This is a genomic window from Poseidonibacter parvus (assembly GCF_001956695.1).
In the GTDB taxonomy this organism is placed as follows: domain Bacteria; phylum Campylobacterota; class Campylobacteria; order Campylobacterales; family Arcobacteraceae; genus Poseidonibacter; species Poseidonibacter parvus.
Map to the genome: position 1 here is coordinate 1,727,613 of NZ_CP019070.1, position 22,608 is coordinate 1,750,220.

At 27.4% G+C, this 22,608-nt stretch carries 20 protein-coding genes; 9 read left to right on the plus strand and 11 right to left on the minus strand.

The genetic code is table 11. The features are described 5' to 3' along the window. Positions 1-7 precede the first annotated feature (7 nt). Complete coding sequence (gene lolA, locus LPB137_RS08620) at positions 8-532, minus strand: LolA-like outer membrane lipoprotein chaperone (RefSeq protein WP_076087078.1); 525 nt, start codon at positions 530-532, stop codon at positions 8-10. A 57-nt stretch (positions 533-589) separates the two neighbouring features. Here lolA and secA point away from each other — a divergent pair, with 57 nt between their 5' ends. Further along, positions 590-3,208, plus strand: a complete 2,619-nt coding sequence (gene secA, locus LPB137_RS08625) for a preprotein translocase subunit SecA (RefSeq protein ID WP_076087080.1) — start codon at positions 590-592, stop codon at positions 3,206-3,208. Position 3,209: 1 nt separating this feature from the next. After that, positions 3,210-4,415 carry an ABC transporter permease gene (locus tag LPB137_RS08630; RefSeq protein WP_076087082.1) on the plus strand — a complete coding sequence of 402 codons (1,206 nt, stop codon included), beginning with the start codon at positions 3,210-3,212 and terminating at the stop codon, positions 4,413-4,415. A 16-nt stretch (positions 4,416-4,431) separates the two neighbouring features. Here LPB137_RS08630 and LPB137_RS08635 read toward each other — a convergent pair whose 3' ends face one another. Then, positions 4,432-7,350, minus strand: coding sequence for a YhdP family protein (locus tag LPB137_RS08635; protein ID WP_076087084.1), 2,919 nt, complete (start codon positions 7,348-7,350; stop codon positions 4,432-4,434). Positions 7,351-7,405: 55 nt separating this feature from the next. Between LPB137_RS08635 and mltG the strand changes: the two genes are divergently transcribed. The 5 genes from mltG to LPB137_RS08655 all read left to right on the plus strand — a co-directional run bounded on the left by mltG (position 7,406) and on the right by LPB137_RS08655 (position 11,934). Beyond that, a complete protein-coding gene (mltG, locus tag LPB137_RS08640; RefSeq protein ID WP_228144655.1) occupies positions 7,406-8,392 on the plus strand; it encodes an endolytic transglycosylase MltG in 987 nt (328 codons plus the stop codon). Between the two features lie 121 nt (positions 8,393-8,513). Beyond that, positions 8,514-10,706 (plus strand): NADP-dependent isocitrate dehydrogenase, encoded by a 2,193-nt coding sequence (locus LPB137_RS08645; RefSeq protein ID WP_076087088.1) that lies wholly within the window; start codon positions 8,514-8,516, stop codon positions 10,704-10,706. An 81-nt stretch (positions 10,707-10,787) separates the two neighbouring features. After that, a complete protein-coding gene (locus tag LPB137_RS08650; protein WP_076087090.1) occupies positions 10,788-11,066 on the plus strand; it encodes a heavy-metal-associated domain-containing protein in 279 nt (92 codons plus the stop codon). A 372-nt stretch (positions 11,067-11,438) separates the two neighbouring features. Continuing rightward, entirely contained in the window at positions 11,439-11,579 is a 141-nt protein-coding gene (locus LPB137_RS14800) for a hypothetical protein (protein ID WP_420041079.1), read from the plus strand. Positions 11,580-11,670: 91 nt separating this feature from the next. Beyond that, positions 11,671-11,934, plus strand: a complete 264-nt coding sequence (locus tag LPB137_RS08655) for a hypothetical protein (RefSeq protein WP_076087092.1) — start codon at positions 11,671-11,673, stop codon at positions 11,932-11,934. Positions 11,935-11,956: 22 nt separating this feature from the next. Here LPB137_RS08655 and LPB137_RS08660 read toward each other — a convergent pair whose 3' ends face one another. From LPB137_RS08660 to LPB137_RS08670, 3 genes are read right to left on the minus strand one after another with little or no spacing between them, the layout of a single operon-like run. After that, positions 11,957-12,532 carry a hypothetical protein gene (locus tag LPB137_RS08660; protein ID WP_076087094.1) on the minus strand — a complete coding sequence of 192 codons (576 nt, stop codon included), beginning with the start codon at positions 12,530-12,532 and terminating at the stop codon, positions 11,957-11,959. Positions 12,533-12,551: 19 nt separating this feature from the next. Next, on the minus strand, positions 12,552-13,733 hold the full coding sequence (locus LPB137_RS08665) for an FAD-dependent oxidoreductase (protein ID WP_076087096.1): 1,182 nt from the start codon (positions 13,731-13,733) through the stop codon (positions 12,552-12,554). Next, positions 13,726-14,052: a type 1 periplasmic-binding domain-containing protein gene (locus LPB137_RS08670; protein WP_076087098.1), complete on the minus strand. Its 327-nt coding sequence runs from the start codon at positions 14,050-14,052 to the stop codon at positions 13,726-13,728. Before LPB137_RS08670 ends, LPB137_RS08665 begins: the two co-directional genes overlap by 8 nt. A 202-nt stretch (positions 14,053-14,254) precedes the next feature. Here LPB137_RS08670 and LPB137_RS08675 point away from each other — a divergent pair, with 202 nt between their 5' ends. Beyond that, positions 14,255-15,115 carry a DnaJ C-terminal domain-containing protein gene (locus LPB137_RS08675; protein ID WP_076087100.1) on the plus strand — a complete coding sequence of 287 codons (861 nt, stop codon included), beginning with the start codon at positions 14,255-14,257 and terminating at the stop codon, positions 15,113-15,115. 12 nt (positions 15,116-15,127) lie between these two features. Next, positions 15,128-15,520, plus strand: coding sequence for a heat shock protein transcriptional repressor HspR (locus tag LPB137_RS08680; RefSeq protein WP_076087102.1), 393 nt, complete (start codon positions 15,128-15,130; stop codon positions 15,518-15,520). A 13-nt stretch (positions 15,521-15,533) separates the two neighbouring features. Here LPB137_RS08680 and ftsZ read toward each other — a convergent pair whose 3' ends face one another. The 6 genes from ftsZ to arsC all read right to left on the minus strand — a co-directional run bounded on the left by ftsZ (position 15,534) and on the right by arsC (position 22,595). Continuing rightward, the gene (ftsZ, locus tag LPB137_RS08685) at positions 15,534-16,664 is read right to left on the minus strand and encodes a cell division protein FtsZ (RefSeq protein ID WP_076087104.1); all 1,131 of its coding nucleotides are present in this window, start codon (positions 16,662-16,664) and stop codon (positions 15,534-15,536) included. Next, a complete protein-coding gene (ftsA, locus tag LPB137_RS08690) occupies positions 16,664-18,049 on the minus strand; it encodes a cell division protein FtsA (protein ID WP_076087106.1) in 1,386 nt (461 codons plus the stop codon). Before ftsA ends, ftsZ begins: the two co-directional genes overlap by 1 nt. A 2-nt stretch (positions 18,050-18,051) precedes the next feature. After that, positions 18,052-19,515 (minus strand): peptidylprolyl isomerase, encoded by a 1,464-nt coding sequence (locus LPB137_RS08695; RefSeq protein WP_076087109.1) that lies wholly within the window; start codon positions 19,513-19,515, stop codon positions 18,052-18,054. A 58-nt stretch (positions 19,516-19,573) separates the two neighbouring features. Next, complete coding sequence (locus tag LPB137_RS08700; protein ID WP_076087111.1) at positions 19,574-21,892, minus strand: AAA family ATPase; 2,319 nt, start codon at positions 21,890-21,892, stop codon at positions 19,574-19,576. Next, a complete protein-coding gene (locus LPB137_RS14620; RefSeq protein WP_228144656.1) occupies positions 21,892-22,128 on the minus strand; it encodes a hypothetical protein in 237 nt (78 codons plus the stop codon). Before LPB137_RS14620 ends, LPB137_RS08700 begins: the two co-directional genes overlap by 1 nt. A gap of 107 nt (positions 22,129-22,235) precedes the next feature. Further along, positions 22,236-22,595, minus strand: coding sequence for an arsenate reductase (glutaredoxin) (gene arsC / locus LPB137_RS08710; protein WP_076087115.1), 360 nt, complete (start codon positions 22,593-22,595; stop codon positions 22,236-22,238). Positions 22,596-22,608 lie beyond the last annotated feature (13 nt).

The window sequence follows — 22,608 nt, forward strand, 5'->3', positions numbered from 1 at the left end:
TAAAATTTTACTTTCTGATAATATCGTAGTGTTCTGGGGCAGTGAACTTAAAAATACTATCTTGAATCTCTTTGTTTGTAACTTGATTTTCAAATTTAATTTCTACACTATTATCAAGCTTGTCTTTATACTTGATAAGTTCTATTTGCTTTGAAGTTTCAATTAAATAGTCAATATCATCAATATTTGCTAAATATGTATTTTCATTAATTTTTTTAGATGTTTTTAATAGCTTTATAATATTAATTTCACTTTGTAACTGAGTGTAAATAGCTTGTTCTAGTTCTGGTTCATCTATAATTGCAAAGTCATTTAATATATATACATTTTTTTCAATTGGAGTTTTGTATTTCCATAAAATCTTTCCTGTATTTTTTATAAAAACTTCACCTTTGTATTCGATGATTTTATTATTAATTGATTTAATACTTTGTGTAAAGTCAGCTTTAAAACTCTGTAAATTTTTAATATCTGCTGTTGCATTAATTGCAATAAAAAAAACTATAATTGTAAATATCATTTTATAAAACATATTTTAACCTTTTTTTCTATATAATCTATGCGATTATAACAAAAAGGAATTAATTTTATGTTAAATGTTTTTTCAAAAATTTTTGGTACTAGAAACGATAAAGAAGTAAAAAGATATAGAAAAAGAGCTCAAGTAATAAATGCACTTGAAAGCAAATATGAAGCAATGAGTGATGATGAGTTACAAGATAGTTTAAATGAATTAAAAAATCAAGTACAAAATGAAGAAAAATCTTTAGACGACGTATTAAATGATTCTTTTGCAATTACTAGAGAAGCTAGTAAACGTGTTTTAAATATGAGACCTTATGACGTTCAATTAGTTGGAGCTATGGTTTTACACGATGGTAGAATTGCTGAGATGAAAACAGGTGAAGGTAAAACACTTGTAGGTTCATTAGCCGTTTCTTTAAATGCTCTAACAGGCAAAGGTGTACATGTTGTTACAGTAAATGATTATCTAGCTTCAAGAGATGCAGCTGAATTAGAACCTTTATACAACTTTTTAGGTTTTAGTGTTGGTGCAATTGTTGGAACATTAAAAGATGATGATTTAAGAAAAGAGCAATATGCTGCTGATATTACTTATGGTACAAACAACGAATTTGGATTTGATTTCTTAAGAGATAATATGAATTATGATATCGAAGAAAAAGTTCAAAGAGACCATAGTTTTGTAATTGTTGATGAAGTAGATTCAATTTTGATTGATGAAGCAAGAACTCCTTTAATTATAAGTGGACCAACAAATCAAAAAAGTGCAAACTATCTTCAAGCTCAACAAATTGCAATGACTTTAGAAAAAGGTGAATTAATTGAGCCTAAAAAAGCTGACGAAAAACCAATAACTACAGGTGATTTTACAGTTGATGAAAAGAATAAATCAGTTGTACTAACAGAAGATGGAACTGAAAAAGCAGAAAAACTGTTTGAAGTTGATAATTTATACTCTCTAGAAAATGCATCATTATCTCACAATCTTGACCAAGCTTTAAAAGCAAATTACATTTTTGAAAAAGACGTTGATTATGTTGTTAAAGATAATGAAGTAATAATTGTAGATGAATTTACAGGAAGATTAAGTGAAGGAAGAAGATTCTCTGAAGGTCTTCATCAAGCACTTGAAGCTAAAGAAAATGTTACTATTCAAGATGAATCTCAAACATTAGCAGATATTACATTCCAAAATTACTTTAGGATGTATGATAAACTTGCAGGTATGACAGGTACTGCTCAAACAGAAGCTACAGAGTTTGCTGAAATTTATAGCTTAGATGTTGTATCAATTCCTACAAATGTTCCAATTCAAAGACTTGATAAAAATGATTTAATTTACAAAAGCGAACATGAAAAATTTGAAGCTGTTTGTAATAAAATTAAAGAATTAAATGAAAAAGGTCAACCAGTTCTTGTTGGTACTGCTTCAATTGAAAAATCAGAAGCCTTACACAAAATCTTAAAAAATAAAAAAATACCTCATACAGTTTTAAATGCGAAACAACACGAAAAAGAAGGTAAAATTATTGAAGATGCTGGTCAAAAAGGTGCAGTTACAATTGCTACTAATATGGCAGGTCGTGGTGTTGATATTAAATTAACACAAGAAATTCTTGACCTAGGTGGTTTAGTAATTTTAGGTACTGAAAGACACGAATCAAGAAGAATTGATAACCAATTAAGAGGACGTGCAGGTCGTCAAGGTGATGCGGGTGAGTCTCAGTTTTACTTATCATTAGAAGATAACTTATTAAGAATTTTTGGTTCAGATAAAATCAAAGGTATTATGGAAAGACTTGGTATTGAAGATGGTGAGCATATTGAATCTAAAATGGTTACACGTGCTGTTGAAAATGCTCAGAAAAAAGTTGAGCAAATGCACTTTGAATCAAGAAAACACTTACTTGAATATGATGATGTTGCAAATGAACAAAGAAAAGTAATATATAACTTTAGAAACGACCTTTTAAAACCTGATTACGATATAGATACAAAATTAACAGAAAACAGATTAGAGTATGTTCAAACTACACTTTCAAATGCTGAAATTATCGATGGAATGCCTAGTGAAGATTATAATTATGATTATATTATTGCAAAATTCAAAGAAGAGCTTCGATTACTTGTAACTTTAGAAGATATTACATCTGAGTCTTATGATGAATTAGAAACAAAACTTAATGAAATAATCACAAATGTTTATGCTAAAAAAATGGAAATGGCAGCACCTGAACAAAAAAGTGAAATTGAGCGAATTTTATACTTACAAATTTTAGATAATGCATGGAGAGAACACTTATACTCTATGGATACGCTTAAAACTGGTATTGGGCTTAGAGGATACAACCAAAAAGATCCATTAGTTGAATATAAAAAAGAGTCATATAATATGTTTATTGATTTAATTTCTAATATTAAACATGAAATTATCAAAGTATTATTTACAATCCAACTTCAAAATCAAGAAGATGCTAAAAAAGAACAAGAAGCATTAGAAAAAATGAAAGAACAAATGGAAGAATCAACTGAAAACATTACAACTAATGTTGCTCAAAAAGAAGTAATGGCTAGTGAAAAGAAAATTGCTAGAAATGATAACTGTCCTTGTGGTTCTGGAAAAAAATACAAACAATGTTGTGGAAAAAGCGGACCTAAAAGAGGTTTAGCAGCAGGAAACTAATTTGAATAAAAAATTAGTTAATTTTATTGTAAAAAAATATTTACGATTTGACAAGAAAAATCCTTTTATATCTATAAGTGCTATTTTAGCATTTATAGGTGTTGCTGTTGGTGTTATGGTTTTAATACTTTCAATGGCAATTATGAATGGTACTGCAAAAGAGTTTGAGAAAAAACTTTTTACTATGAATTACCCTCTTACAATTTATTCTAAATTTGATAATGCAATTGATAAATCTTTACTAAACCAATTACAAAATAAATATCCCCATTTAAAATTTTCTCCATATATTTCATCTCAAGTGATTGCACAAAGTGGTGAAGATATGAGTGGAGGAATGATTTTTGGAGTAATTCCACAAAAAGAAGCTTCTATAAATGATATTTATAAAAAAGCTTTGGGAAATTTAGAGTTAAAAAAATATGACATAATTACAGGTGCTGGGATTTCTGATAAGCTTTATTTAAATCAAGGTGCTAAAACAACATTATATTTTACATCACTTAATCCAACTGGATTTTCAATGATTCCAAAAATGAAAAGATTTACTTTTCAAAACTCATTTAAATCAGGTTTAAATGCTTATGACCAAGCTTATATGTATACTTCAATTGAAGCTTTGCAAACTCTATTAAAAAAGCCAAAAGATACTTATGATGGAATTCATATCTATTCTGATGATGCATTTAAAGATATTGAGAAACTAAGAGTTGAATTAAAAAATACAGGAGCTGGAGTTTTAGGATGGTGGCAACAAAATGGAAATTTCTTTGCTGCAATGAAAATGGAAAAAACAGCACTATTCATAGTTTTAATGTTAATTATTTTAGTGGCATCACTTAATATTATCTCTTCACTTTTAATGACAGTAATGAGTAGAAGAAAAGAAATTGCCCTACTTTTATCTATGGGTGCTTCAAACAAAGAGATAAAATCTATCTTTTTAAGAGTCGGAACTATTATTGGTTTTTCAGGAATATTACTAGGAATTGCTTTAGGCTTCTTTGGTTACTGGATTTTAGATACTTTTGATATTGTATCTTTACCTGCTGATGTTTATGGAACTGCTAAACTTCCACTTGATTTAGCTTTAAGTGATTTTATTTCTATTGTTATTGGAGCTTCTGTTATCGTAGTTTTATCATCGTATTATCCAGCATCAAAGGCCACTAAAATAGATGTAATTGATGTATTAAGAAACGAATAAACCTAAACTTTTAGGTTTATTTTTTTTCTTCTTTAGTATCTTTTCCTAAAGCTTTTAAGAAGTTTACAAACTCAACAGGTGAAGTTAAAACTCTTTTTGCAATATTTACAGGAACAGAAAAAGCATCTTTTGTAAGGTTTGTAGATATTTTTGGATTATTTAAAGCCCCAAAGATGTTTACCTTTGTTTCAACTCTATTATCTTTTCCTAATAAAACATAATTTACAATAGGAATTGCACCAACTACTTTTGAGTAATCTTTTAGAAAAATTAAATTAATTTCTGAATCTATTTTTTCAGTATTTAAATCTATTTTTCCCTTACCATCAAAATCTATTCCATTTCCAACAGTTGAAACTCTATTGATATCTAAAATCTTTTTATCTTGATGATAATCAAATTCTAAAAGTCCATCAATTAGTTTATACCCTGTTAAATTAAAACCACCATTAGTTGCCATTCCTACAACAGAAGGAATAGCAAGAAGAGGATTTATCAATGCAGGTGAAGTGTTGATAAATAAAAGTAAATTATTTAAAATAGCTAAATCTTCAATTTTCACATCTTTTAAAATCATTTTACCTTTAATAGATTCAGGTGTTCCGTTTGCTAAAAATTGCATATCATTACCACTTAAAATCTTTTTATCAAAAATAGTATTTATAAAAGTATCACTTATATCACTTGCAAATATGTCTATTTTTTTGTCTTTTGATTCTTTGAAGGTAAAATCTGTTTTTTTATGATTTAAATGGAAATATTTATTGTTGTCTCGTAATCTTAGTGAAAATTTATCTGCTAAGAATTTAAATTTTTCATTTACAATAATTGTAGAGTTCTCACCTTCTATATTTAAATCACGTATCTTACTTTCATCTTCATTTTTAGTATTTACTAAAACATCGTAATTTTTAAGATCTATATCTAGCTTTTTACTTCCTGTTGCTTTTAGTTTAATTTTCTTATCTAATGTTTCAATACTTGCAATATTATTAGCATAAGTACCTTTTATATCAAGAGAACTAACTTTCTTTCCTTCTTTTTGTATAGGAATATCCAAATCCTTAACACTTGCACTAAAGCTAATTAAAAAAGGACTTATTTTTGCCTTTGCACTTACAATATTATAAATATCATTATCAAGTTTAAACTTTGCATTTTTAGCATTAATATTTAATATAGGTAATTCTTTATTTGAAGAACTTTTAGTATCTATTACAATATCTGTATCAATTAAAGATATAAAAATATTTTTATTTTTTATTTCAACTTTTATTTTTTCATCTAAAGTATCAACTTTTACATAATCTTTTTTTATTAAACCTTTTACTTGCAAAGAATTAATTTTCTTATTATTTCTTTGCAGAGGAAAATCTAAATTTGATATTGACGAAGTAAAAGAAATATCATTTTCATCTTTTATTTTTAAAGCTAAAACTCCATTTTTAATATTAATATCTTGTAGTAACTTTGAGTATTTGTAAATAGAAGAAAGTTTTTTAATATCAACATATATCAAATCAGCTATTTTAATATCAGTATTTATTGCATCTAGTTTTATTTCTACATCATTTTTATATGAAAAGAATAATGGTGTTTTTACTTTTGTAATATTTACAATTTTATCACCACTATCTTCAATTAAAAAAGATTTGATATAAGCATTTCCTTTTGCACTTGAAGTATTCGTATCAATAGTGAAATTTAAATCAGCTTGAATCATATTTTTATGTTTAATATCAGCATTTACAACTTTTACTTTTGAATTATCTAAAATTACAGTAGCTTTATTTGTACTAAATAAAAAACCATTTAAATCAATATTAGATTTTCCAAGAATAAATTTTCCTCTTGTGTCCATTTTTTTCTTTGCAGCGTAAGGAATTTTCAAATTTACACTTGCATTTGTAAAGCCAGTTTTTTGAACTAGAGGTAAGTTAATATTATAATTTTTTAATATATTTAATATTCTATTATCTAATTTAGCTTTACTAGCTTTTATATTTACTTCTACAAGACCATTTCTTTCACTTGTTAAGTTATGTATATGAACATAGCTTCCATCAATTTTGATTTTTTCATAAACAGGTTCGATTAAATCTAAAATTAATTTATCATTTTTAAATGAAACATCAATTTGCGTTGTAGAAATTTGTTTAGCATTTTTATTAAACTTGATTTTTGCATTCTTTATTACAGCATTTCCAGATAAGGACTTTTCAATAATCTTATTTTTTTCTAAATCAAAGCTTCCATAAAACTCTTTTAATTGTAATTTACCTTTAACATTATCATACATCCATGCTTCTGCAATACTATCAAGTCTAAAAAATTTCTTTAAAAAACTTAGGCTTTCAAACTCATTACTATTTAAATAAAAGTTTGCTAAATCTTTAGTCATATCTAAAGTAATATCACCGTTAAGGTCTTTATAATTGTATTTTCCTAGTAAATCAAGTTTTTCTTTGTAATAATCAATTTTAGCTTTTCCACTTAACATTAATTCAACATCTTTTAAATACAAAGAATAAATATCAAATATTACTTGACTTGAATTAAACTCTAGTTTTGAAGAGATATTAACAAATTTATTATCTAAATATAAAGCTTCTTCATTTAATGCAATTGTAAATTCATTTCCATCAATTTCTAATTTTCTAATATCAATTTTTTGAAATATTTTTAAGATTGTAGGGAAAAGTTCTATATTCTTTTTTAAATCATCATAAGAGCTTGTAACAGAAGATTTTTTTGATTTAATACTTATTTTTTCTATGTCTACAATAAGCTTTTTATCTATTTTTATATAGAATTGCGAGAGAGAAACATTCCCAAAAGACAAAGAGTTTATTTTTATGCCAGAAAACAACACCGAAGATATTAATATTATAGAGACTAAAAGAAGACCTAAAAAAAGTTTAATTGCCTTTAACATTATCGAGCTATTCCTTATAGTTTGTATTATAGTTTTATTTTATGTAACGATTCCAATGAGTTCAACAAAAGTATTATTCATCCCTAAAGGAAGTACAAATAATACAGTAACTTACCTAAATGATAAGGGTTTTGAAATGAATATAATTGATAAAATTATATTAAGATCAATAGGATTTATTCAAAGTGGATGGATTGACTTAAATGAAAACCAACTTACAAAAATGGATTTTTTATATAAACTTACAACTTCAAAAGCAGCCTTAAAAAACATCACTTTAATTCCAGGTGAAACATCATATATATTTTTAAGACAATTAGCAAAAGAGTTTAACTTATCAGAACAAATACTTGAAGAAACTTATAAAAAATATGCTTATAAATTAGATGGTAATATCTTAGCAGATACTTATGCTTTACCTTATGGAATGAATGAAGATCATATGATCTTTTATTTATTGTCTCAAAGTAATAAAAGATATGAAGAGTTTTCAAAAAAGATATTTGGATTATATGATAAGAAAAAATGGTACCACTATCTTAGTTTAGCTTCTGTAATTCAAAAAGAAGCTGCAAGTGTTGAAGAAATGCCAATTGTTTCAAGTGTTATTCATAATAGACTTACAAAAGGAATGAAACTTCAAATGGATGGAACTTTAAATTATGGGAAATATTCTCATGTTAGAGTAAGTGCACAAAGAATTAAAGAAGACACTTCATCATATAATACTTACAAAAATAAAGGTTTACCTAAAAACCCTGTTTGTGCTGTTAGTTTAAATGCTATTAAAGCAGCAATTTTTCCTGTAAAAAGTGATTACTACTATTTTGTAAAAAACAATAAAACAGGCCTACATAAGTTTTCAAAGTCATATAAAACTCATGTTAATAATATCAGAGCTAATGTAGGTGTTAAAAAAAGTTACACTAAAGTTAAAGAAAAAGAAACTAGAGTTGATAAAGAAGCAAAAACCATTATGAAGACCGATGTAACGAAGCAGAAGCCAAGAACTATTAAATCACTTTGGAATAATGTAAAATAATTAATGTGCAATATTGAAACACACCTTTTTTTGCAGTAAAATTAAACTAAACTTTAAATAGCCCTAAATTGAATTACTGATATTATATCATCAATATAAAAATTCAAATTTAGGAATAAACATGTCAAAGATTATTTACACAAAAGTTGATGAAGCTCCTGCTTTAGCAACATACTCTTTCTTACCAATGATTAAAGCTTTTACTAAAAGCTCAGGTATTGAAATGCTTACAAAAGATATCTCATTAGCAGGAAGAATTCTTGCTAATTTTCCAGAGAACTTAAAAGAAGACCAAAAAATCGCTGACCACTTAGCAGAACTTGGTGAATTAACTCAAGATCCAACAGTTAATATTATTAAATTACCAAACGTTTCAGCTTCTGTTCCACAGTTAAAAGCTTGTATTGCAGAATTACAAGAAAAAGGTTACGATGTTCCTAATTATGATGCATCACCTGAAATCACAGCAAGATACGGGAAAATCTCTGGTTCAGCAGTTAATCCTGTATTAAGAGAAGGAAACTCAGACAGACGTGCTCCTGGAGCTGTTAAAAACTACGCTAAAAACAACCCTCATAGAATGGGTAAATGGACAGCTGATTCTAAAACTGAAGTTATGCATATGAATGAAAATGATTTCTATGGTGCTGAATTATCAACTACTTTTGATAAAGCTGATGATTTAAAAATCTCTTTTGTTGATGCAAATGGATCTGAAACTGTTTTAAAAGCTTCTACACCTGTTGAAGCTGGAGAAATTATTGATGCTACTTGTATGAGTGCTAAATCTTTACAAGAATTTTACCAAACTGCAATTAACAGAGCTAAAGAGCAAGATGTATTATTATCTTTACACTTAAAAGCTACAATGATGAAAGTTTCTGATCCAATTATGTTCGGATTTGCAGTTAAAGTATACTTCAAAGACTTAATTGCTAAACATGGAGAACTATTCGATTCTTTATGTGTTAACTTTAACAATGGTTTAGGAGATTTATACTCTAAATTAGACCAAGTTGATGCAGATAAAAAAGCAGAAATTGAAGCTGATATCGCAGCTGTTTATGCTAAACAACCAAGACTTGCAATGGTTAATTCTGAAAAAGGAATTACAAACTTACATGTTCCATCTGATGTTATTATTGATGCATCTATGCCTGCTATGCTTAAGGGTGGTGGTAAAATGTGGAATGCTGATGATAAAGAAGAAGATACAGTTGCAGTAATTCCTGATAGATGTTATGCACAATCTTTCCAAGCTGTTATTGATGATTGTAAAGCAAACGGTACATTAGATGTAACAACAATTGGTACTGTTCCAAATGTTGGGTTAATGGCTAAAAAAGCTGAAGAGTATGGTTCACATGATAAAACTTTCCAAGCAGCAGCTGCTGGAAAAATCGTAGTTACTAATACTGCTGGAGAAACTGTATTCTCTTTTGATACAGAAGAAGGTGATATTTTCAGAATGTGTCAAGCAAAAGATGCACCTATTCAAGACTGGGTTAAATTAGCAGTTACAAGAGCTAGATTATCAAACACTCCTGCAATTTTCTGGTTAGACGAAAATAGAGCTCATGATAGAGAAATGATTAAAAAAGTTAATAAATACTTACCAGAACATGATACTACTGGTTTAGATATTACAATTGCAGCACCTGTTGATGCTACAAAAACTTCATTAGAAAGAATGAGAAAAGGACTTGATACTATTTCTGTAACTGGAAATGTTTTAAGAGATTACAATACTGATTTATTCCCAATTTTAGAATTAGGAACATCTGCAAAAATGTTATCAATCGTTCCATTAATGAAAGGTGGAGGATTATTTGAAACTGGTGCTGGTGGATCTGCTCCTAAGCACGTTCAACAATTTGCACAAGAAGATTACTTAAGATGGGATTCATTAGGTGAATTCATGGCTTTAGCTGCATCTTTTGAGCACTTAGCAAATACACAAGGTAATTCAAAAGCACAAGTTTTAGCTGATACTTTAGATAAAGCAACTGGAACTTTCCTTTTAAATGACAAATCACCTGCTAGAAAATTAGGTTCAATTGATAATAGAGGTTCACACTTCTATTTAGCAATGTACTGGGCACAAGAATTAGCTGCACAAACTGTTGATGCTGATTTAGCTGCAGAGTTTGCACCAATTGCAAAAGCAATGACAGAAAACGAAGATAAAATTGTTGCTGAATTAGTAGCTGGTCATGGTAAACAAATTGACATGGGTGGATACTACTTACCAAATGATGATTTAGTTTCAACTGCAATGAGACCATCTGCAACTTTAAATTCAATTATTGGATAATAATTAATTTAAATTGTATAAAAAAGGCAAGGCTTAGGTCTTGCCTTTTTTTATTTAAAGATAAAATAAAAAGGACAAAAGATGAAACAGATTTTAGAAGTTGAGAATGTAAAATGTAAGGGCTGTGCAAATACATTGATTACATCATTAAAAGAAGAATTTGGTGAGATTGAAGTTGACCTAAATGTTCAACCTCGAAAAATTACACTAGATTTAGAAGATGAGAAAAAAGAAGCTTTAAAACTTAAGCTAAGGGATTTAGGATATCCTTTAACAACAGATGAATTATCAGGTTTACAAAAAGCTAAAACAACTGCTAAAAGCTTTGTTTCTTGTGCAATTGGAAAAATGAATACTTAAAAAAATAGGCTAAGAAAACACCATAAATTAGGCTTTGTCATGTTGTGTCGTGTTTCCTTTCGTAACCGACAAAACCTAAAACTGTATATAATAATACAAAAAGGAATATTATGGGTTTAAAAGAATTAAGAATTAAAAATAAGTATTCACAAGGAATTAGCTTCTCTAAGTAACTTAAGTACTAGAACAATACAAAGAATAGAAAAAGAGAATAAAGCAAGCTGTGAATCAATTATCGCGCTAGCTAGTGTATTTAAACTGGAAGTAGATGAGTTTGAAAAATATTTAGAACCTAAAGATGGTAATTTTATAAAAAAAGACAATACATCTAATACTAATTTCTTAAACTATTTACAAAATGATAAAAAAACAATTTACTTTTTATTTATAAATATTTTTCTAATTATTATAAACATTAGTACAAACTATGAGAATTTATGGTTTCCGTATGTACTAATTGGCTGGGGATTTCCTCATTTTTATAAAAGGTATATTAGCTATAAAAATTTATAATTAAAAATTCTAAACAATATATCTATATTAAATTACACAATTAATAAACTTTTATATTATAAAGTACTTTATTAAATATAAAGGATTATTAATGAAAATATTTATTTTTACACTTGCAATAGCCACACTACTTTTTGCACTTTTTGTTGGTTTTCAAATATCACCAATAATTACAAGTATTTTTATCTCACCTATTACTTATTTATCTAGTTTTTTTAATGAGATATTTATAGACTTACCTTTCTTGGCACACTCATTTTTAATAATGATCGCTTCTTTATTTTATTTATCATTATTTATTATAATACCAAGACTTTTTTTTAAAAGATTTATTAATTACAGACACTATAAATAGTGATTAGTCTTTATTTATAGTATTATTTTAATGATGATAGCAAAGAAGCTATATATCTATCTATCTCTTCTTTTTTAAGACCATTTTCTAAAGCACCCTCTTTAACTTCACCTTCACTAATTTTTACAATTGAACTATCTTTATTAACTTTATACACAAAATATTTTGTTTGTGTATCATCAAAAAGATTTAATGCTTTTATTAATTCACCATTTGTATCATTAATCATCGGAATTGATGAGCCTTGATTTAACTCTGCAAGTTTTCCATTAACCGCAAGTTTTTTTATAAACCAAGGTGTGTTAGAAATGTTTGCAAGTAAAACAATGTCTTTTCTAGTATTTAATTTTAAAGTTTCAACTAAAGACAAGGCATCATGATTTAAAACAATAATATATTTCTCTAAACCATCTTTGAATAAATCAGCTTTTTTTGCGTAACCTGAGATTCCAATAACTTCAAAGTGCTTTGGAAAGGATGCAGTATTTAATTTGGCATTCACATTTTTATCTAAATTTGCTTGTTCTGGTGCAGTTAAGTATACTAATAATGCAAATCCAATTACACCTAAAAAAACTATTTTCAAAGTATTTATCATTTCTTATTTTTCCTATTAATTAATTATTTTTTTGTTTTTTAGCCCATCTTTTAAATAAACGATAAGTTGAGATTGATTCATCAATTTCTTTAGCATTTATTATGTGCTCCACTAATTCATTTGCTAAATATGGTGATAATACAAAACCTCTACCACCTACACCATTTAAAATATAAAGGTTTTCAATTTTATCAAGCATTTTTTCTTTTATATGCGTTCCATTTTTTAAATGTGGGAACTTTTCAAAACTCTTTTTTGAATCAATCAATTTCCCTAACATTGGAAAATAATCAGGACTTGAAGCTCTAGCACCTATTTTAACATCAACAACTTTTACATCATTAAGTTTTACAATATTATTAGCTAGTTTTATTAATTCTTGGCAATCTTGATTTACTATATTTTCTGTATAACACTTAGAACAATCATTGTTAAGGTTTGCAACTTCAACACAATAATTACAAATATCTTTATTGCAATTAAACCTATGATGTGTTGCACCTATTGATAACTTGAAAAGGTTTTCTTTATCTGTTTTAACAGCTTTAGATATAGAACATGCTTTATGGTAGTTAAAACCTACACAAGTACTTGATAAAACATCAATTTTTTGACCCCAAACTGCTCTAATATCAAAATATTTTTCTTCTATTAATTTTGTATTAGCACCTGTACAAAGTATAAGATTTTTTGTTTTTATTTCATTGTTTAAAAACCAAACATCATCTTCTTTTATAATTGTATCAATACTATAATTTAGCTTTTTCTTGATATTTTCAACTAATAAATTACAAACTTCACTAGGATTAATCCAAGAACCAATATCAAAGAAATATCCATCATCTAAAGCTTTATATTCAAAATCCATATATGGAATATATGATTTAAACTTTTCTCTATCTTCTTCATTTTTTGGTATTCTACACACCCCATTATTTTGAAAAGATATACTATTTATTTCTTTATAAAAGCTAGTTGAAAACTTTAAAGATTTTGTTATTAAATCTTTAAATACATTTGGTTTTCCTAAAAGTGGAGATAAAAAAGCACCAGCTGCTCCACTTGCTCCAAAGGCTATTTCTTTATTTTTATCTACTAATAAAACAGATTTAGAATACTTAGATAAAAAATATGCCGTACTACATCCAGCAATTCCAGCTCCTACTATAACATAGTCAAATTCTTCATAGTTATTAAGCATTTTTATCCAATTCTTCTAATAATTGATAATTAGGTCGCCAATACCCTCTTCCACCCCTTAAGCTAATACATTTATAATCAGGGAATTTCTTTTTATAAAAGTTGAGTCTTTCTTTTGTTGTTTTTCCAGTATCACAATAAAACACGAAAACTGTTCCCTTAGGCATCAATTTCATTTCATAAGGATTATAAGTAATAGTTTCAATTTTATCAAGTGGTTTTAATATTGTATCTATTAAAACTACTTTAATGTTTTTATCTTCTAGCTGTTTTGAGTATTTATATAACTCTTGTTGAGTCCACTCATCTTTTTCAAACATTGTAATCCATTTAATTTTAATTAATAAAATCCTAACTAAATACATAGAAAATAAGGCTTAAACACTAAAGTTTTTCATACTAAATCATCAAAATAGTAGTATAATTGCTAAATATATTTCAAACCTTGATTGACTTTGACTCAAGTTTTAGATATAATTAAGACTTAAAAAAGAAATAGTTTATAATAATATAGGAAAAAATATGGCGAAAAGTTTATACGAAACACTAGAAGTAAATGAAAATGCATCAGCTGATGAAATAAAAAAAGCATATAGAAAATTAGCAAGAAAATATCATCCAGATGTGAATAAAGATCCAAAAGCAGAAGATAAATTTAAAGAAATAAATGCAGCTTATGAAGTATTAAGTGATGAGCAAAAAAAATTACAATATGACCAACATGGAGACTCTATGTTTGGTGGTCAAAACTTCCATGATTTTGCACAAGGACAAGGTTCAAATGTAGATTTAGATGAAATGCTAAGACAAATGTTCGGTGGTGGCGGAGGCTTTGGAGGTGGAGGTTTCTCTCAAAGTGGTTTTGGAGGCTTTAATGAACCAGATTTAGATACTAGTGCACAAATAACAATTGCATTTGATGTATCTATTTTAGGTGGAAAACAACATATTTCATTAAATAATGATTCATTTGATATAAAAATTCCAGAAGGGATTCAAGATGGTCAAAAAATACGTGCAAAAGGAAAAGGTAAAGCATATCAAGGACAAAGAGGTGACTTAATTTTAAAAATTAATGTTGCTCCTAGTCCTGAATATGAAAGAGAAGATGATACATTAATCAAAACTTTTGATATACCTCTAAAAACAGCACTATTTGGTGGAAAGATTGAAATAAAAACAATTCACAAAACAATAACATTAAAAGTTCCAAAAAACACTAAACAATATCAAAAATTTAGAGTTAAAGAACTTGGTGTTTTAAATAGAAAAGCAGGTGTTAAAGGTGATTTATATTTAAAAGCAAATATAGTATTACCAAAGATTGATGACTTAGATGAAGAGTTTGTAAAAATTCTTGAAGAGAAACTTCCTGAGAATTAAAAGGATTGATTTATGGAAACAAATAGTTATATTGAACCAGTTTTTTTAATCTCAGCCGTTGCAGAGATTTTAGATATTCACCCTCAAACACTAAGACAATATGAAAGAGAAGGTTTAATAACTCCTTCTAGAACAAATGGTAAAATTAGACTTTATTCACAAAAAGATATAGATCATATAAAGTATGTACTAACACTAACTAGAACACTTGGAGTTAATTTAGCAGGTGTTGATATGATTTTACAGTTAAATGAGAAAATAAGCCTATTAGAAGAAGAAATACATACATATAAAACAAAAATTAAAAATATAAATAATTTAGCAGTCGTTCCAGATACAAAAGCACTTGTTGTGCAACAAACGTCTTTTGATATTGTTATTGTAGAGAAAAAAGAAGAAGATTAATTCTTCTTCTTTTTTAAAATTGATATTGTACTACGTAGTCTCTCATTAAAGGTGGTACATCTAAATAGTTATCATCATCAGTAGAAATTGCACTTTGTGTTCCATCTTCTGAACTTTCAGATGTTTCTTCATGTTCATCGTTTTTAGATTCAAAACCAGTTGCAACGATAGTTATTTTAACTTCATCAGTTTCAAGCGTTGAATCAGATGTAGTTCCAAAAATAATCTCAGCATTTGAATCCATTCTATCATTTATAGTTCCCATAACATCATTAATAGCAAATAATGACACTTGTGGATGAATATTAAAGTGAATTAGAATACCTTTTGCACCATTTAATGATACTTTATCAAGCAAAGGAGAGTCAATAGCATCTTCTAATGCTCTTTGAGCAGCATCTTCACCTTTAGCTTTACCAATTCCCATTAAAGCCATACCACGATGTTGCATGATAGTTTTAACATCAGCAAAATCTGTATTAATATCTGAATTTCCTGGATTTAAAATTACTTCAGACATTCCGTTAACTGCTTGGAATAAAATATTATCAATAATTTTGAAAGCGTCTTTCATTCCAACATTTTCATCAATAATTTCTAATAACCTATCATTTGGTACTACAATAATTGAATCAGATACTTTCTTAAGTTCTTCTAATCCAAGATTTGCTAAACCTGCTCTTTTTTTACCTTCCCATGTAAATGGTTTTGTAACAACAGAAACAGTTAATGCTCCTATTTCTTTTGCAGCTTTAGCAATAATAGCAGCAGCACCAGTTCCAGTACCACCACCAAGACCAGCAGCAATAAAAATAATATCAGCACCTTTTAGTGCAGTTTTTATATCTTCGTATGATTCGACAGCTGAATCTCTACCAATTTCAGGTTTCATTCCTGCACCTAAACCTTTAGTAAGTTTAAGTCCAAGTTGAATCTTCTTTGGAGCTTTTGAAATATGAAGTACTTGTAGGTCTGTATTAGCTGCGATTAAATCGATTTTATGAGAACCTTCTTTAATCATGTGGTTAATCATATTACAACCACCACCACCAACTCCAATTACTGCAATTTTTGCTACATTATCTGATAAAACTTTATTTGGCATATCCACTTTTATATCATCCACTTTAAATAAATTATCCATTAAAACCACTCCGATACTTTACTCCAAAATTTTGAAACACCTTTTTTATTATCTTTTCTAAGAGGTGTTAAAATTGTTGGGTCATCATTTTTTAAGCTTAAATCTGATTTTTCATTTGATTCAGATTTAGTATTAATTGAATTATTGTTTATTGTTTTTTCTTCAACAATAGCCTGTTGTTTCTTCACTGGTTTCATTAATTTTTTACTTGAATCTAATTCGTAGTTTCTATTAATTCCTAGAGAATAAACTAATAGACCAACTATTGTTGACATTCGTGAATCATCAAAACTCATATATCCATTTTCAATATTTTTAGGGTTTGATACTGAAATTGGAATTCCATCATAGATTTTTTCAGCTAAAGCTTTTATACCTTCTAAATTACTCATACCACCTGTTATTACAATTCCAGAACCAGCATTATCTAAGATACCGCTTTTCTTTAATTTGTTTTTTACAAGTACAAGAATTTCTTCAACTCTTGCATGAATAATAGTTTGAATATAATCTAATGCAACTTCAGAGTGAGTATCTTCATCTCCAATTCTTGGGATTTTAACTTTTGTAACACCAAGTTCATTTGAAGCAGAAAAGTTTTTTGTTAAAGAACCATATTCTGTTTTAATTTTCTCAGCAGCTGCTGGAGGAGTATGAAGCATTACAGATAAATCATTTGTAATATGGTTAGAACCAACTGGTATAAAACCATTAAAGATTAGTGAGCTTCCTTTGTAAGATACAAATTCTGTTGTTGTAGAACCTATATTAATTACAGTTGCTCCAAACTTTTTTTGCTGTTCATCTAAAACAGAAATAGCTGATGCATAACCATCTAAAACAAATCTAGTAATATCAACACCTGAAATTTTAAGAGCTGATTTAATATTTGTAAGAGCTGTTCTTTTTGCAGTAACAATATAAACTGAAACTTCAAGTCTTGAACCATTCATGTTAAGAGGATTATCAACATCAACAGAATCATCAACTTTAAAGAAAATAGGTACAACATGAACTACTTCATATTCAGGAACAATAGTTGCATTATAAAGGGCCATTTGCATTACTTGGTTGATTTCAGTTTCAGTAATCAAACCATTAGGAACATTTACAGAACCTGAGCTTCGAATACTTTTTGTATAACTACCTGAAATAGAAACAACTGAAGTTTCAATAACCTCTGTTGTACTTCTTTTCGCTATATTTATTGCATCTTTTATAGCTTTTGAAGCTTCTTCTATATTTATAATTATACCCTTATTAACACCCTCACTCTTTTGTAAGCCAGTACCAAGGATATTAATATTTGATTCTAAATCATGCTTTGCTATAACTGCTGTTATAGAAGATGAACCAATATCAATTGCTAAAAGAGTATTATTCAATTTTATTCCTTTGTTTCTATAGAAGATTGAATTTCAAAAGTATTTTCTAGTCTTTTTACTAGATTATTCATTAATTCTTCACTTTGTAGTTGAATTAGTGTACTTTTTACTGATTCTTCTTTTGTTTTATCATTAGCTCCTAATTTTGAAGCATTGATTTTGTAAAGTACTACCTTCCCATTTAATTTAATAGTTCCAGTTTTTTCATTTACTTGAAATAATTGACTTAAGAAATTAGAAGCTTCTTGTGGACTTAAACCAGTAATTTTATCAATTGATTGTCTTGAAACATTTTTAGCTTCAATACCACTAAAGTTTTCTAACTCTTTTTTAGCTAATTCATCAAGCTTTTTATCTTTTGCAACAACTTCATACGAAGCTTTTACATCTTCTAAAGCTTTTTCAAAAGAAAGAGGTTTTGATTGATTAATCTTAACTACTTTAACGATAATGTATTTATTATCTTGTAAAAATGGTTTTAATAAATCTCCTTGTTTTGCTGCAATAATTCTTTGATTGTTTTCAGCATTAAACTTAAGCTTACTTTGGTCAAGAATTGCTGATGAAGTTAATTTTTCTTCATCTTTTTTAATTTTAAGATATTTCTTTAAAGCTTCTTTTTTAGTAAATCTAGCATCTAACTCTTTGATAACCTGAGCTTTAGCTTCTTCATAAGACTTTAATTTTCCATCTTCTTTTTTGTAATCAGTTTTAAACTTTGCATGATGTTTTTTTATATCTTCTTCTGAAGAGTTAGCAGATACAACAGGAACTTCAGTTGTTTGAAATTCATAAGAAATTTCTGACATATAAGCATTTTTATTTGATTCCCAATGTTTTTTTAATTCATCTTGTGTAGGAGTTACAATAATATCTTTTGCTTCTAAAATTTTGTATGTAATGTCATCTTCAACAAATAGTAATTTTGTTAAGTTTTCAACTTCAACACTGTTTGGAGTAACATCAAATAATGTTTGAACTTTTTGAAGTAAAATATTTCTTTTTAATGATTCTTCAAATTTTACAGGTGTTGTTCTATTTTGAGACAAAACTTTGATATATGTTGGTTTATCAAATTTTCCATCTTTTAAGAATGCGTTATATTTTAACAATTCTTTTGCAATATCTTGATCTGTAATATCTAAACCTAAAGTATCAGCATACGATAAAATTAAATTCTTTTGAATAACTTGCTTATAAGCAACATCTCTTAAATTTAATTTATTAGCCATTTCTTCGTTAAAAGTTTCACCAAATAGTCTTGAATATTGATCATAAAGGTTTGAATACTCTTGTTGATATTCTTCTATTGAAACTTCTCTATCTCCAACGACAGCTACTGTTCCACCCTCTTTTCCATAATCATAAGAACCCCAGCCGACAAAGCCTGCTCCTACAAATGCGATGGTACTTATCCAAATAGTAATAACAAGCCATCTTTTATGTCTTTGCATCCACGTAATCATTAAATATAATCCTCTTAAAAATTTTAGATATATTACTAAAGATTTGCTTGTATTTTAGTTAAAGATCTATTAGTTTATTTTTAATGTCTGGCTTAGATAATAAATCGTTTATAACTGACTCTCTAATCGTTATTTCTAACTTTTTACAAGCACTTACAAATGCTTCTTCTTCACCAACAATAAAACACATTTTTTTAGCTCTTGTAATTGCTGTGTAAAGTAGCTTAGTATTATGCATAATATAGTGAGAAAAACTCATTGGAATTAAAGCATTTTCATACTCCATTCCTTGAGTTTTGTGAATTGTTAAACAATATGCTAAAGATAATAAAGATGAGACATTATCCAAGTCATAAAATACTACCATATCATCATTAGGATATAAAACAATACATTTATTTTCATCAAAATCAAGCTTTATAATAAGTCCTAATTGTCCATTAAACACCCTTTTTTCTAAAAAATCACTTGAACCATTTTTATACATACTCATTGTTTGAGCTCTCATGTTTTCATTTTTAATATGTATTACTTTATCAGTTATTTTATACTCATAAAGTTTAGTTGCATAAGCTTTACCTTTTGTATGATTAAATAGTTTTTGTAACTGCATATTTAGATTCTCAACACCTAACAAACCACCTTTCATAGGCGTAATCACTTGAAATAATGTAAGTGCTTTATTTATTTTTTTCTCTTTTATTAAATCAAAATATTCTTGAATATAACCTGCTGAAATATTTAATATATTATTTAATATAAACTCAGAATTTTCTCCTCTAATATCAGCAAATTCATTTGATGAGTTAGAATTTTTTTGTGCATAATAATTTGAAATTGAGACATTAATAAACTTAAAATCTTCATACTCTTCATTATATTTTGGGACTTCACCTTTTCTAATATCATTAGCAATTAATGCAATTGCTTGGTTTTCATTTTGTCTATATATTTTTGTTAATTTACAAATAGGAGCTAAGTCATATTTAATTGAATCAGCAAGGATATTCCCAGCACCAATAGCAGGTAACTGACCATCATCACCAACTATAATAAAAACTGTATCATCATCAATTTTTGAAATAATCTGATAGAAAGTTACTGAATTTACCATTGAAGCTTCATCAAGTAAAATAACTTTATAAGGGAAAAAATCTTTTTCTTTATGTTTTACCAATAGTGATTGAATGGTTGCAGAGTTATAGCCTGTTGTGTCAGAAATCCTTTGTGATGCAATTCCACTTAAAGCAATTGTAATAATATCGTCATAAGAAACAACTTCTTCTAATAGTTGTAAAATAGCCTTACTTGATGTAGATTTACCTGTTCCTGCATATCCAATTAAAAAAAGTGTTTTATGTCCATCATTTACAAGTTCAACTGCTTTTTTTTGTTCACTACTTAACTCAAAACCTAAAGTAAGCTGCTTTTTTACTAAATAATCATCAAAAGTAGCAATTATTTTACGATTCAAATCATTTTGTCTTCTTTGAAAAAATTCTAAAGTTCTTTTTTCTGCATAATACAGAATAGAAGGAGAATAACGATTTTCTTTTGTAACAAAAATTTCTTCCTCAACAAGCATTTTTGTAAGTGACTCTTCGTATAAATCATTTTTATCGCTAAAACGTAAGGAATCGTCTAAAAGTTTGTACAGATGTGATTTATCAATTGATGAGTTACCATTGTTGTCACAATATTCTCTTAAAGTATAGTTTAAACATGCCATTATTCTAAACTGGGAGAAAGGATCAATTCCTAAAGCTTTTGCAATTTCATCTGCACGCTTGAACCCAATTCCTTTTATATTAATTAAAAGATACGGATTTTTTTTGATTTTTTCAATTAAGTTATCTACTTCACCAAGTGATGAGTAAATTCTTGTAATTAAATTTGAAGTCACTCCAAATTTTGCAAGAAAAGAACCTAATTCACGCAAGTGTTTAAATTTTTGCCAAGAGTTTACAATCATATTAAGTTTTTTTTCTTTGATGCCTTTAAATGTTAGTAGCTCTTCAGGATTGTCGTTTAATATTTTTACTAATTCATCTTCAGTATATTTTTCTAAGAGTTCTTGTGCAAACTTTTTGCCTACACCTTTTACAATTTTTGTAAGAAAAAAGAATATTTCGGCTTCTTTGAGCTCTAAAGTATCAAATTCAAATTGAACTCCATATTTTTTATGTGTAGTCCAATTACCGTTTAATACAACTTCTTCACCTACAATTTTTTCTATTTCAGTATCAAAATATGCACCACAAATTTTTTGATTGTTTTCTAAAACAGCGATTACATATTTTGTTTCTTCATTTGTATAAAGAACTTTTTTTATAACTCCTGTGAGTTTGAAGCTTTTATACTCTTCTTGCTTTGCCATTAATATTCATCATTAAATTTTTTATGTTTATGTTTATCTTTACTATATGACTGACTTTTTTTCTCTTTTTGTAAAAGATTTGCATCTTTTAGTAAAATTGCTCTTTCATTTTCAAAAGTTTTTGAATGTTCATTTACAAATTGCATAGTTTTTTCTATAAAGTTTTTTACATCTGTCATATATGATGAATAAAGTTCTATTTCTTCAGCTTTTTGCATCTCTTCATAATTTTTCAAAGTTCTTTTTTTAAATAATTCATGATCAAAATTTTCTAATTTTAATAAAGATACAGTTCTTGTAAAGAATTTTTCTAAAACCCTTATATATCTAATTCTTATTTGTTTTACGTGTATTTCTTTAATAATAACTCCAAGTTCTCAATAGGTCTAGCAATTACAGCTTCATTACCAATTATAATTATCGGTCTTTCAATTAATTTTGGGTTCTCGTACATTGCAGTAATTAATTCATCTTCATTATCGATATTTTTTAAATCTAATTCTTTATAGATTTTTTCACCAGTTCTTAAAAGATCTTTTGCACTAATTTTTAACAATTTTAAAATATTTGTGATTTGTTCTTTTGAAGGATTTTCTTCTAAGTATTTAAATACTTTTTTATTTATATTTTTTTCTTCTATTAAGTTTAATGCATTTCTTGATTTTGAGCATCTAGGATTATGCCAAATTGTTATATCTTCCATATTTAAATAAACC

Coding starts and splice junctions, on each gene's coding strand:
- arsC (WP_076087115.1), bottom strand. CDS start 22,595: ATGGAAGATATAACAATTTGGCATAATCCTAGATGCTCAAAATCAAGA.
- LPB137_RS08645 (WP_076087088.1), top strand. CDS start 8,514: ATGTCAAAGATTATTTACACAAAAGTTGATGAAGCTCCTGCTTTAGCA.
- LPB137_RS08680 (WP_076087102.1), top strand. CDS start 15,128: ATGGAAACAAATAGTTATATTGAACCAGTTTTTTTAATCTCAGCCGTT.
- LPB137_RS08660 (WP_076087094.1), bottom strand. CDS start 12,532: ATGATAAATACTTTGAAAATAGTTTTTTTAGGTGTAATTGGATTTGCA.
- LPB137_RS08655 (WP_076087092.1), top strand. CDS start 11,671: ATGAAAATATTTATTTTTACACTTGCAATAGCCACACTACTTTTTGCA.
- LPB137_RS08695 (WP_076087109.1), bottom strand. CDS start 19,515: ATGATTACGTGGATGCAAAGACATAAAAGATGGCTTGTTATTACTATT.
- mltG (WP_228144655.1), top strand. CDS start 7,406: ATGAGTTCAACAAAAGTATTATTCATCCCTAAAGGAAGTACAAATAAT.
- ftsZ (WP_076087104.1), bottom strand. CDS start 16,664: ATGGATAATTTATTTAAAGTGGATGATATAAAAGTGGATATGCCAAAT.
- LPB137_RS08635 (WP_076087084.1), bottom strand. CDS start 7,350: ATGTTAAAGGCAATTAAACTTTTTTTAGGTCTTCTTTTAGTCTCTATA.
- secA (WP_076087080.1), top strand. CDS start 590: ATGTTAAATGTTTTTTCAAAAATTTTTGGTACTAGAAACGATAAAGAA.
- LPB137_RS08675 (WP_076087100.1), top strand. CDS start 14,255: ATGGCGAAAAGTTTATACGAAACACTAGAAGTAAATGAAAATGCATCA.
- LPB137_RS08650 (WP_076087090.1), top strand. CDS start 10,788: ATGAAACAGATTTTAGAAGTTGAGAATGTAAAATGTAAGGGCTGTGCA.
- LPB137_RS08670 (WP_076087098.1), bottom strand. CDS start 14,052: ATGTTTGAAAAAGATGAGTGGACTCAACAAGAGTTATATAAATACTCA.
- LPB137_RS08700 (WP_076087111.1), bottom strand. CDS start 21,892: ATGGCAAAGCAAGAAGAGTATAAAAGCTTCAAACTCACAGGAGTTATA.
- lolA (WP_076087078.1), bottom strand. CDS start 532: ATGTTTTATAAAATGATATTTACAATTATAGTTTTTTTTATTGCAATT.
- LPB137_RS08665 (WP_076087096.1), bottom strand. CDS start 13,733: ATGCTTAATAACTATGAAGAATTTGACTATGTTATAGTAGGAGCTGGA.